Source organism: Ruegeria sp. AI3 (assembly GCF_056541245.1).
In genome coordinates, this window is the sequence record NZ_JBQFYA010000020.1 from 47,913 (window position 1) to 59,664 (window position 11,752).

The following is an 11,752-nucleotide window of genomic DNA, read 5'->3' on the forward strand; positions in this document are numbered from 1 at the left end:
GTTAGGCTAAACTGTTTTTCTGAATTGCCATGCCGCTGTCCCGATTGCCTTCCTTGCTAAGTTTGCGCGCCTTTGAGGCCGCGGCGCGGCGCGGCTCGATCAAGGAAGCGGCCTATGAGCTCTCGGTGACGCCGGGTGCGGTTAGCCAGCAGATCAAGGCGCTGGAGGCTGACCTTGGGGTGGCTTTGTTCGTGCGAAAGACCCGTGCGATTCATCTGACACCGGAAGGGCAGCGCTTGCAGCCAACGATCAGCGAAGCGTTCTTGCAGATCCGTCAGGTCGTCGATGAGGTCCGACCCAAGAAGACGCCCAAACTGCGCATCAGTTCCAGCAATGCGTTAATCAGCAAGTGGCTTTTGCCAAGGCTGCACAAGTTCACCAAGGACCACCCCGACGTTCAGGTCCACATTGAGTCTGAAAACCCTTCGGACCACAAAACCCACGCGACCGCCGATATCGAAATTCGATACACCAGCGAACCGCCAGAGGACCGTTATACGGAGTTGCTTCACCGGGAGTTGATGCTGGTGGTCGCCAGCCCAGGTGTGCTCGACGCGTTCGACATAAAGTCCCCTGTCGACATCAAGGCCGCGCATGTTCTGTACGATACAACGCCGATGCTGGACGGGTCGGTTCCCAGTTGGGTTCTTTGGAGCCAACACGCCGGGCTTCCGAATGCGGTTGATCCTTCGAAAGCCATGCGGTTCGAAAGACCTCCGGGTGGCCAGATTGTGGACGCTGCGATCGCAGGCGCGGGTGTCGCGCTCTGCGGGTCGCTGCTGGTCTATTCCGCGCTTTCGGACGGTCGGCTTGTTTGCCCGTTCGGCCCGGTGGTGGAAACCGGGTTCAGCTATTTCATATGTTGCCACCCGGGCCGGGAACTTGAAGAGCATATTCATGAGTTCATGTCCTGGGCGCGCAAAGAAGCCGCCGTGTTGTCTACGTTGAATGCAATGCGTGAACCTTCACCCGGGGCCGACATTCCCGTTGAAGTGGGAGGCTAAAGCCGTCAGTTCAGAGTTTCGCAGCTCGTGTCCGCCTTCATGGACGTCCGAAGTGACCTCGGCACCATGATCAGAGAGCCAACTGATAAAGCGTTCCGTCATTGGCCATGGCGTGATTGGATCGCGTCGTCCGGCGGTCACCAGAACCTTCCGCCCCACCAGCTGAAGATGCGCGTTCGGCTCCCACGTGACCATCGGATGCAAAAGGCCAACCCGCTCGAACAGGTCCGGGCGTTTGAGAAAGACCGCCGCCAGGATGTTTGCTCCGTTCGAATAGCCGAAGCCATAGACCGGATGACCGGGATGCGATGCGCGATGGGCTTCGATGAAGGCAATCATCTTGTCCGTCGCACGGGCAAGGTCTTCCATGTCGTATACGCCCTCGGCAGTGCGGCGGAAGAACCGCGCGGCCCCCATCTCAGAGACATCGCCACGTGGTGATACTATCCCGGCGCCAGCGACAAGATTGCCGGCCAGTTCAACAAGCTGATGCTCATCCCCTCCGGTGCCATGAAAGGCAAAGACAAGCGGACGGGCGGGTTGTGGCGCATGCACAAGCGCCTGATAGAGATCTTTGGACATTTCAACCTCTGAAATCATGATGCAAGTGGGGGCAGGAGACTTTCGATCTTGCTGCGATGTGGCTCGTAGCGGGTAGGCAACTTAAGCGCCTCACCCAGATGGGCCGTGTCTTCATCGCGGTCAAAACCGGGCTCGTTCGTAGCGATTTCAAACAGCACACCACCCGGCGTGCGGAAATAGATCGCCCAGAAATAGTCTCGGTCGATAACCGGCGTGACCTGATAGCCTGTATCCAGCAAAGCCTGCCGAACACGCAGTTGCGCGGCGCGGTCCTCGACGGCAAAAGCGATATGATGAACGGACCCAGCGCCCTGACCAGCGGTCGGGGTGTCTGACGGTAGCTGCTGCAGATCAATCGTATCCGCAGCGTTGCCCCCTTCGATCACATAGCGAGTGACGTCACCTTCCGTTTCGGCTTTCTGGTATCCCATGAAGGTCAGCAGTTCACCCGTCGCATCAACATCCTTCAGAGAGAACCGAGCGCCCCGGAACCCAAGAATCGCGGCCTCATCAGGAACACCGCCCTGAGTCCAAGCTGTCCGGCCTCGCGCATCAGACTCGACCAATGCAAGGCTATCGCCGTCGGGGCCGTCAAAAGACAGACGCTTTTCTCCGAAGACCGTGCCATCGGCCAGCCCAATCACGCCCTCAGATGCAAGACGTTGTTTCCAGAATTCGACACCGCCTGTAGGGATGGCAAACTCGGTCACACCTACCTCACCGGCCCCTCTGCGTCCCTTTGGCATCTGACCAAAAGGAAAATAGGTCATGACCGAGCCCGGTGTTCCAACCTCGTCCCCGTAATAGAGGTGATACACCTCAGGCGCATCGAAATTGACCGTCTTTTTCACTCGGCGCATGCCAAGGGTGTTGGTGAAGAAAGCGTTGTTGGTGCTGGCATCTGCAGCCATCGAAGTGACGTGGTGCAGCCCTTTGATATCTTTGATCATGTTCCGCTCCTGGGCGAGTGTTCAACTTGCATCAAAGATGGCGCATCAATTATTAAAGTGAATAGACAACTATGTGGCTTTATTATTGTCGAAAACGGAATTATTAAACTGAGATGATTGAGCTTAAGCCCATCCGCGTTCTGCGCGCCGTATCAGACCTGAAAAGCTTTTCTTTGGCCGCGCGCGAACTGGGCATCGCGCCGGCATCGGCCACACGCATAATAGCGCAGCTTGAGAGAGACCTTGGCACACAGCTTCTGGTGCGCACGACTAGGCAAGTTTCACTAACCAGCGTTGGAGCAACTGTCCTTGCGCAGTACAGACCGCTATTGGAGGGGTTTGAAAAGGTCACACGAAATCTTCAACGGGCCAATCAACCTGACAAGGGCCATCTGCGTCTAACCGCGCCTGTATCACTAGGCGTCACGTTGCTGCCGCAAGTGATCTCGGGGTTTCGTCTCGCCTATCCGAATATTTCAGTCGAGATCAACTTCACCGATACACTGCTCGATGTGATCGAGGAAAACTGCGACCTCGCTGTACGTGTGTCAGGTCCGCCGACCGACAAATCGACAATTTGGCGCAAACTCTGCGAAGTTCCGCGGCATATGATTGCTGCGCCATCTCTGTTTGAACACATACCCCGGCCTGATCATCCGCGCGATCTGAATCCAGACTTTCTGATGTCTTACAGCGCGCAAGGCCGCTCGGAAACTTGGGATTTCTCGCATGCAGGTAGCAACGTTTCAGTTCAAGCAGGCGGAAATATAATCTCCAACAATGGAGACTTTCTCTACGCTCTTGCGGTCGCAGGAGAGGGCATATGTGTTCTGCCGGATTTCATTACTGACAAGGGATTGGCTAGCGGGCAAGTCGTCCAGGTGATGCCAAACTGGTCTATCACGTCTTTATGGTTAACGCTGTACTACCCCCCATACGAACAACTCCCACCGATCGTCGGAACATTTGCCGAGTACTTTGAAAAATTTGTGCAAGACCACCCGAACCTGGAAACACAAGTTTAAAGCCATTTGGGCTGCAAATCGGCGCTGGTTCTCCGTAGGGTAAGTCAGATTGAACGACACTGTTTACGGGAGCATGAAATGGGGGGGTGCTTATGGCCGTATATGCCGCCATCCATGACAGGCGTCATTTCCAAGTTCACCGCGTAAACGTCGACATACTGTGTCGACACCTCACCGCCTGCTTCAGACAAAGGGTAAACCTTGATTTTTTTTGGTCAGCGCCAAGACTTTCGCAAGGTTTTCTTCGGTGGCGCCGCCGGAAAGGATCGGACGAAGCACGACAAAGCTGAAGTTTGTGTCCTGTTCATAGACCAGAGCGTTCGGAAGCAGTGGAACGGTGTATCCCGGCGGCACCAGCATGTTCTTTGCTCCTGCGTCGCGGTCCCGACCGTTGGAACCGACGTCGTCCAGAGAGCGTTGCCATGTATCCAAAATTGTGCCGAAGATTCCAATACCCTCTTCGGACGCAGGCATTTCAATAACGATCGTGCCGTCTTTTATGGTCCAATAGCTGTGGAAGTAGGGCGTTATGTTGTTAGGTACTGCCGACTGGAAACGCCAATCCTGGACTTTTGAATTATACCCAATGTCATTGGGACCGCCCCCTGCATTGGCAAGTGCATCACGATAAAGCTTGAAATTCATCAGTGGCCTTGCCCAAACGGCTGGGTCGACAGCTCGATGATAGGTCATCCGCTCGGCAGTGGTGGCATTTGCTAAATCGAACTCACTTGATTGGGCGGTTGTCGATGCAGCTAGGCCGAGCGCAAGTGCCTTTGCAATTGCGATATACTTCAAGCGCATCATGGAGGAGATCTTTCCAAAAGTATCCAAATCTGATGAAGCCCGTTCCCTTTTTTGGTCTATCGAATAAGGGCTGCAGAAACTAATTTGCTATACTCGCAATGCAGTATAGTCGGATCATTGGAGTGATCGCCATTTTCTACCGCGAGGCGCACCTAGCATAACTGTTGCCAGCACTTAAACATGCAAAAATAAACATAAGTCTAGATTTGATGGGTCCTCCTATGCTCTCCTCAAGCGCTATAGGAGTAGGGGACGATAAGATGAAACGACTGCGCAGAGTTGGACTGGTCTGGTTATTGTTTTGGTGCGTTGCGATGTCGTCGAATGGGTTTCCTGTTGTCGCTCAAGTCACTGAACCAGAGCAGGAAGTTGTTGTGCTGGAAAACAACAACTTGTTGGAAGAGGTGGTTGAAAAAACAATCCCTGCAGATGACTTGGAAATCCTACTCGTCCCGTTAACGGCTGAAGAGTTATCTGACGTCGCAGGTAGTTGGCAGGGTTACGTGCGATCGCAACTCGAAGACGTCGCACAAATCAACCTGCAGCTTCGGTCAGCAAACGGAGAGCAAGAGGCCAGCTTACGGTCCCAATTGTCTTCCTTAAGTGCATCTGGATCAGATTTTCTGAACAACTACCGACTGGTGCTTGAAGCCTGGACTTTGAAGGGAGCAAAGGCGGAAGAACTAGAGCCTCACACCGACTATATTCTTGCCTTGAAAGCTGGCGCTCTTAAGACAACCGATCTTCAAACACTTTTTCAGAACGCCTGGGCTTGGCTGTTTTCTTGGGATGGCGGCGTTGGCGTACTGATGGCTGCCCTGGGCGTTTTGTTCGCTGTCTGGGCCATGATGTTTGTCGCAAGAATGATGCGACGGATCACCGAACGCGGTCTGGGCAAAATTCCAACGATTTCCAGGATGCTGAAGCGCTTCATAGCCACAACGGTTTACTGGGTTGTTTTTGTGCTTGGCATACTCATCGTATTGGCTCTCTTCGGAGTGAATGTCACGCCGCTGTTTGCGGTGCTTGGCGGTTTGTCTTTTATTCTCGGTTTCGCTTTGCAGGAAACTCTGGGCAATCTTGCAAGCGGTCTGATGATCATGGTTCTCAAGCCGTTCGATACCGGCGACTATATTCAGGTCGGGGGCTCATCAGGTTTTGTGGACGAGATGTCCGTTGTTTCGACCAAGATCAGAACGTTCGATAACCAGATCATCGTGGTGCCAAACAGCAAGATTTGGGGGGATGTGATCACCAACGTGAGCGCATCTGAAGAACGTCGGGTCGATCTGGTCTTTGGGATTGCCTATTCGGACAACGCAGCCCAAGCAATTGACGTTCTGAAAGATTTGGTCGCCCAACATGCGCTGTGTCTGAAGACGCCGGAGCCAGAAGTCTTTGTTGGCGAGTTGGGAGACAACTCGGTCAATATCTTTTGCCGACCGTGGTCCAAATCAGACGACTATTGGACAGTCTATTGGGACCTAACGGGCCAGGCAAAAGAGCGGTTTGACGAAGAAGGTATTTCGATCCCTTTCCCACAACGGGATGTTCACTTTATACCTGTGGAAGGAGCAAACTCATGAGAGCTTTTTCAGTTTGGTTCGTATCATTTCTTCTCTTGTGCAATGTCGCGTTTGCCCAGTCCGAGGATGCACTCGTTACACCCGGAGAAAGAGACGATCCCGAGTTCATTGCTCCTGTCGTAATCGACGGCGCGGAGTTGTTCGTGGTTCGAGGATCGAGCGCATTGCCCGCCATTGAAAGGGCGGCAAAAATCGAAGAGCGAATTGCTCAGGTCGCAGATGCGTCTCAAAGCAACACGGTCCAGATGCAGATTTCGGATGCTGAGTTTGGAAGACTAATCCGCGCGGATGGACAAATGGTTACGATCACCACGCAAGCGGATGCTGAACACGAACAAATGGCCATTGAGGTTCTTGCGGGGCTTCAATCCGAAGCGATCGAGGCGGCAATCCTCCAATACCGAGAAGGTCGGTCCAATGAGGGCAGAGTGGGCAGTGCCATGGCGGCGTTTGCTTGGACGGCAATCTTTGCTTTGGCTTCGTATGGTTTTTTTGCAAAACGTAAAAAATTATTGAAATACATAAGAAAAATCTTGGAGAAGAGGGCAGAAGGCGTCGAGGAAGCCACCAAGTCCATCTTAAGGAGCCGGGCTATCGCGTCGATCATCGTCTATTCAATTCACATCTTGATGTGGGTCCTTTTTCTGTTCTTCTTGTACTACTATCTTTCTCTGGTCCTGCTTTCTTTCGCCGAAACACAGGGTATTGCTCAAATCCTTTTGAAGTACGTCAGTGAGCCGCTCATCAGCGTTGTCTTGGCAATCATGAGCTACATTCCAAACCTGATCATGCTCGCCATCATTGCCGCTGTTACAAGAATGGCCATTCGTGGCATCGATCTATTCTTTGAAAACCTCGAGAATGGTGCTTTCAAGATCAAGGACTTTGAAGACCATTGGATTGCACCTACGAAAATGCTGGTCAGGGCATTGATCATCGTGATCGCGCTCGTATTCGCTTACCCTTACATTCCAGGGTCTGATTCACGAGCTTTTCAGGGTCTGACCATTCTCGCAGGTATCATGGTTTCGCTCGGGTCAAACACTGTTGTTTCAAATATGATGGCGGGCCTGTTTGTTATCTATAGACGCAGTACAAACATTGGCGATCGCATTCAGGTTGGCGACAAGATAGGAGACGTCACCGAAATTAAGCTGATGGAAACACTCATCAAGTCGATAAAAAACGAGATGATTAGTATTCCAAACTCGCAATTGTTAAATTCCGAGGTTGTGAATTACTCACGCAAAGTGGATGGGCGAGGACTGCTGGTTCACACCTCAGTCGGGATCGGATACGAGGAGCCTCCGAAGAAAATCAAAGCTATGCTTGTGGAGGCAGCTCTTCGAACTCAAGGCTTGAAAAAGTCGCCGGAGCCCTTTGTCCTTTGGACGCAACTGGCTGACTACGCGATCAATTATGAGATCAATGCTTATACGTCGCGTGGATCGAGCTTACCCAAAATCTTGTCCGATCTTCGCGAGAACATAGTCGAAGTGTTCAATGAAAATGGAACGCAGATCATGACACCGTCCTACATAGCAGATCCGCCTGAACCCAAAGTTTCGACAGAAGAATGGAACGGCAGGCTTGCTCATGAAGTTGAATAGGGTCGTTAGCCAAACGGCGATACGCGATTCATAATAAATTCTAAAACTGCTATGTAATTATGTGTTAGTTGCTAAGGTAGTCCAATGAACGCGCTTACCAGAATCACCAGAGGGATACGAACCGCCTTTAAGGATGGCAGAGTGAAAGGCCTTTTGGCCTTCACGGTCGGAATGATTTTATGGGCCTCGGTCTTTTACCACTTTGTAGAAGGTTGGAGTTGGCTCGACTCAATCTACTTTTCTGTCGTTACAATTTCGACCGTAGGGTTTGGTGATTTTTCACCTGAAACCGCAGTGGGGAAAATCTTCACAATGTTTTACATCATTGTAGGGCTGGGCGTTTTTGTGACTGCTGCGACCACCGTGGCTGATACGATCTTATCCCAAGACGACAAGAAAACAGACGAATAAACTGCACCTGGTTTCGTCCAATCGAGTTTGTGCGCAGGCATGAGATTGTCTGCGCATTTCAAACCGTGTTGCGGATTCACTTTTGTCTTCAAATCGATAGGTCATCACCCCAATCTCAAAAAAATATACATATAACGTTTTTTGAGTATAATACTCAGAAAACAAACCCAGGGGGATGGAATGGAAAAAACTCAGGACGCGAAGATTGTCGATCTAGCGATACGACTGCTGTTTCTCGGACTATTTCTCTATAGCGCATTGGTCATGGTGGCCCCGCTCGCAAGCGTGGTCATCTGGGCAACCATCCTTTGCGTGGCGCTCTATCCGGTGTTTGATTGGATGCAATCCAAATTGGGAGGGCGAAAGAAGCTTGCAGCGACGATCTTGGTTTTGTTGGGCCTTGTTCTGACCCTCGGGCCAGTCGCAACTGCGGTTTCCGGTGCTGCAGAACTAGGGTCCGAATTTGCGGAACAAGCCGACAAAGGCGAAATAAAAATTCCCCCAGCGCCAGAAGGTATCAAGGAACTTCCGGTAGTCGGCGGGAAAATTGCTGATGTCTGGAGCATGTTCGAGCGGAATCTGGACGGTGCGCTTGCAAAGTATGGCACCCAAATTCTTGAGATCACCAAGTCCCTTTTTGGAAAGGTGTTGGGGATCGGAATTGGTCTTCTTGGACTCGCCCTGTCGGTATTGATAATGGGTGCTCTGTTCAGTCCCGGGCCAAGTATGGTTCAAGGCCTTCAGCGCTTTGCCAACCGTGTATTTGCACCGCGTGGTGGTGAATTCGTTACTTTGGCTGGCGCAACAATCCGAAATGTGACGAAGGGTGTAATTGGCGTTGCCGCCATTCAGGCCGTCGTCGTTTGGATACTGCTGGTTTTGTTTGGGATTGGCTCGGCTGCTACGTTGGCGTTTGTCTGCCTGATCCTCTCGATCATCCAGATTGGACCCGGTTTGGTGCTTATACCAGTGATCATCTATGCATGGAGTTCTATGTCCGGAGGTGCAGCTTTGATTTTCACCATACTGGCCATTCCCGTGACCATAATGGACAGCTTCCTACGCCCCGTCTTTATCTCGAAAGGCCTTGAAACGCCGATGCTTGTAATCCTCATTGGGGTTCTGGGAGGCATGATGGCCTACGGCTTGATCGGCATTTTCATGGGACCCGTATTGTTTGCGGTCTTCTATGAGTTGTTCAAAGTTTGGATTGACGCACCACCGGTTAGCGAAGACGCCGCTGAAGGAGCTGCAGAATGAGGAAGACGATCTGGTCGACATTAGCCGTCATTCTCATTTTTCTCGTCTGGTATCTGGTCGCTGACAGAAAGACACCGTTCACAGGAAATGCCAGAGTAAAGGCCGTGGCGACCCAGATCGTTCCGCAGGTCACTGGGACGGTGACCGAGGTTCTTGTTCAAAACGGTCAGGTGGTCTCGGCAGGGGATGTTTTAGTTCGCATTGATGCCAGACCGTACGAAATCGATCGTGACAAAGCCCAAGCCGATCTCGAGGCAGCCACTCAGGAGGTGGGCGCCTCGTCAGCCGAAGTAAGCGCTGCGCAGGCGAAATTGGCGAGGGCGCAGAGTGATCTCGATACCATGCGCCTTCAGACAGAGCGTGTATTTGCGCTCGAAAAGAAAGGACTGATTGCTGTCTCAAAGGCTGATGATGCGCGAGGGCAGCTGGCGGAATCTGAAGCAAACTTTGAGAACGCGCAGGCGGATCTGGAAAAAGCAAAGCAGAGGCTCGGTGACGACGGTGTTGAAAACCCGAAGATCCAGCGCGCGTTGGCGGCCTTGGCGGATGCAGAACTGAACCTTGAATGGACTGAACTGCGTGCTCCGGCGACAGGTGTCATCTCAAACTTGCTGATAGCCCCCGGTACTTATGCCCGATCCGGGCAGGATCTATTGACGTTTCTGGATGCAACGGACGTCTGGATCGAAGCGTATTTTACCGAGAACAACCTGGGAAGAGCGTCGATAGGGTCTCCGGTTGATGTGGTGTTGGATATGCATCCCGGTAAGATTGTTCCGGGCGTCATTGAGAGCTTCAGTGCCGCTGTGTCTTTGAGTGGTGGTGACGAACCCGGGCAATTGGCAAGCGCACCAAGTACCAAGGGGTTCTTGCGAGAGCCTGAAAGGTTCCCGGTCAGGATCGTCTTACCCGGTTATGAAGCTGGAAGTGCTGAAGATGACCTTCGCTTTCAGCTGAACGGGCAGGCCGATGTGATTATGTATCTAAGTGACAACTCGTTGCTGAACCTCGTCGGCCGTACCTATATCCGCGTGGTTTCAATTCTGTCCTATGCGTACTGAGGACCAGCGCTCTGTCGCCCGGCTTGCGCTGGGTGTGACCGGTGTCTTTTCGTTGGGCTTGTTTCTTGGTTGGCCACTCGCAGTCGTCGGGGCGGTATTCACTGCACTGTTTCTGCAAGCGCCTGCCGCATTGCCTTTGGCGGCATTTGGCAAGCTGTTTGTCTTCTCAATTGGATTGATGTTCATTTCGTTCCTGCTGTCGTCAATCTTCTCACCATATCCTGTTGTGTTTCTCATCCTCGTGGCGATTGGAATAATCCTGTCTTTCGTTTGGTCGGTTTCTGGTGCCGGAGTATTGCCGGGTGTCATCGCTCTTATGGGGGCGTTGATGATCCCGAACTTGGTTCTGCAATCGCAGGATTTGGCCTTGGTGCTCGTGTACTGGATACCGCTGAATTTGTTTTTTGCAGGCTTTGTTTCAACGCTGATGTTTGTGCTAATTCCCGCTGAACCTCCCACGGCCGCTCAGAAGAAAGCAGCAACGTCGTCAGACTTTGACCCGCATCGCCGCATCGTCAGGATGTCACTGGTCACAGTTCCGTTTGCTATGGCGTTCTTTGTTTCAGGTGCATCTGCACTACTAGTTCTGTTTTTTGTCGCGCTGCTGAGCCAGCAACTCGCGGCGATGCCTGCGGCGGGCAAAACCGTAGCAAAAGCAATGCTGACGGCAAACCTTCTTGGGGCAGCAGTCTCTATCATTTGCTACGAAGTAAACGTAATAGCCCCGGTCATTCTCACCTCTATTCTGCTGTGTTTTTTCTTTTGTCTGACCCTCGGAGCACTTGGAAAATCACAAGCCCCGCTCGCCGCCGCCGCTGGCTCTGCAATTACGACCGCTTTGATCGTCTACGGTGGATCAATTGCGCCTTTTTCCGACGAAGCTGACGTAAAGAGTATTACGCGAGTTCTGCAAGTCGCCAGCGCTGCGATCTTCGTAATTGTTGCCTATGTCGTGGTTGACGAATTCTGGCCTGAAAAGAAACGACAGCCTGCATCAGAAGCCTAAGGTGGAACCGTTAGACAATTCACTCCACAGAAGGTTTGAAAGTTTTGCTGTTCTAAGTCGCGTATCATGACACAGAATGCACACTTCAAGGATGCATCCAAAATCGGGAAGTTTACTTTCCGCTTTTTACGAATTGCCACCGGACCGCTTCGCTTGCTGGCTAATCTGGACCTGAAAGTTGCTGTTCGTTCAAGATGCAGCCAAAGTTCAAAACGAGCCCTTAGAAGACGGTCATTTTTTTACCGCAGGCATCCAATTTCGCCAGTCTCGAACGAATGATATCTACAGGGAGCGTCATCATGAAGCGGTTTTCGCGAACATTCCTACTGTTGCTTTCTCTTCTAATTGGCACTGTCGCCTCAGCTCAAGATAAGCCCAACATCATATTCATATTTCTAGATAATTTTTGCTGGTGCGAACCTAGGCTCATGGAGACGGCATAATCCGTGT

At 51.9% G+C, this 11,752-nt stretch carries 11 protein-coding genes; 8 read left to right on the forward strand and 3 right to left on the reverse strand.

The genetic code is table 11. The features are described from left to right. Positions 1-29 precede the first annotated feature (29 nt). Complete coding sequence (locus ACRZ95_RS21700) at positions 30-1,004, forward strand: LysR family transcriptional regulator (RefSeq protein WP_170680872.1); 975 nt, start codon at positions 30-32, stop codon at positions 1,002-1,004. Here ACRZ95_RS21700 and ACRZ95_RS21705 read toward each other — a convergent pair. Together ACRZ95_RS21705 and ACRZ95_RS21710 are read right to left on the reverse strand one after the other, a co-directional pair. Further along, positions 966-1,586 carry an alpha/beta hydrolase gene (locus ACRZ95_RS21705; RefSeq protein WP_170680870.1) on the reverse strand — a complete coding sequence of 207 codons (621 nt, stop codon included), beginning with the start codon at positions 1,584-1,586 and terminating at the stop codon, positions 966-968. The genes ACRZ95_RS21700 and ACRZ95_RS21705 overlap by 39 nt on opposite strands. Before the next feature lie 14 nt (positions 1,587-1,600). After that, entirely contained in the window at positions 1,601-2,536 is a 936-nt protein-coding gene (locus tag ACRZ95_RS21710) for a VOC family protein (protein ID WP_170680868.1), read from the reverse strand. A 113-nt stretch (positions 2,537-2,649) separates the two neighbouring features. On the opposite strand from ACRZ95_RS21710, the gene ACRZ95_RS21715 reads away from it, so the two are divergent. Next, complete coding sequence (locus tag ACRZ95_RS21715; protein WP_170680866.1) at positions 2,650-3,561, forward strand: LysR family transcriptional regulator; 912 nt, start codon at positions 2,650-2,652, stop codon at positions 3,559-3,561. Positions 3,562-3,744: 183 nt separating this feature from the next. Here ACRZ95_RS21715 and ACRZ95_RS21720 read toward each other — a convergent pair whose 3' ends face one another. Further along, positions 3,745-4,368, reverse strand: a complete 624-nt coding sequence (locus tag ACRZ95_RS21720) for a DUF1254 domain-containing protein (protein WP_170680864.1) — start codon at positions 4,366-4,368, stop codon at positions 3,745-3,747. Between the two features lie 260 nt (positions 4,369-4,628). Between ACRZ95_RS21720 and ACRZ95_RS21725 the strand changes: the two genes are divergently transcribed. The 6 genes from ACRZ95_RS21725 (at position 4,629) to ACRZ95_RS21750 (ending at position 11,302) form a co-directional block, all read left to right on the forward strand. Beyond that, positions 4,629-5,954, forward strand: a complete 1,326-nt coding sequence (locus ACRZ95_RS21725; RefSeq protein WP_480555581.1) for a mechanosensitive ion channel family protein — start codon at positions 4,629-4,631, stop codon at positions 5,952-5,954. Next, positions 5,951-7,564, forward strand: a complete 1,614-nt coding sequence (locus tag ACRZ95_RS21730) for a mechanosensitive ion channel family protein (protein ID WP_170680862.1) — start codon at positions 5,951-5,953, stop codon at positions 7,562-7,564. The genes ACRZ95_RS21725 and ACRZ95_RS21730 overlap by 4 nt, the downstream gene beginning before the upstream one ends. An 84-nt stretch (positions 7,565-7,648) precedes the next feature. Then, a complete protein-coding gene (locus tag ACRZ95_RS21735; RefSeq protein WP_170377193.1) occupies positions 7,649-7,975 on the forward strand; it encodes a potassium channel family protein in 327 nt (108 codons plus the stop codon). A 180-nt stretch (positions 7,976-8,155) separates the two neighbouring features. After that, positions 8,156-9,235 (forward strand): AI-2E family transporter, encoded by a 1,080-nt coding sequence (locus ACRZ95_RS21740; RefSeq protein WP_170680860.1) that lies wholly within the window; start codon positions 8,156-8,158, stop codon positions 9,233-9,235. Further along, positions 9,232-10,296: an HlyD family secretion protein gene (locus ACRZ95_RS21745; protein WP_170485306.1), complete on the forward strand. Its 1,065-nt coding sequence runs from the start codon at positions 9,232-9,234 to the stop codon at positions 10,294-10,296. Before ACRZ95_RS21740 ends, ACRZ95_RS21745 begins: the two co-directional genes overlap by 4 nt. Further along, a complete protein-coding gene (locus ACRZ95_RS21750) occupies positions 10,286-11,302 on the forward strand; it encodes a DUF2955 domain-containing protein (RefSeq protein WP_170473361.1) in 1,017 nt (338 codons plus the stop codon). Before ACRZ95_RS21745 ends, ACRZ95_RS21750 begins: the two co-directional genes overlap by 11 nt. The last annotated feature ends 450 nt before the right edge of the window (positions 11,303-11,752 follow it).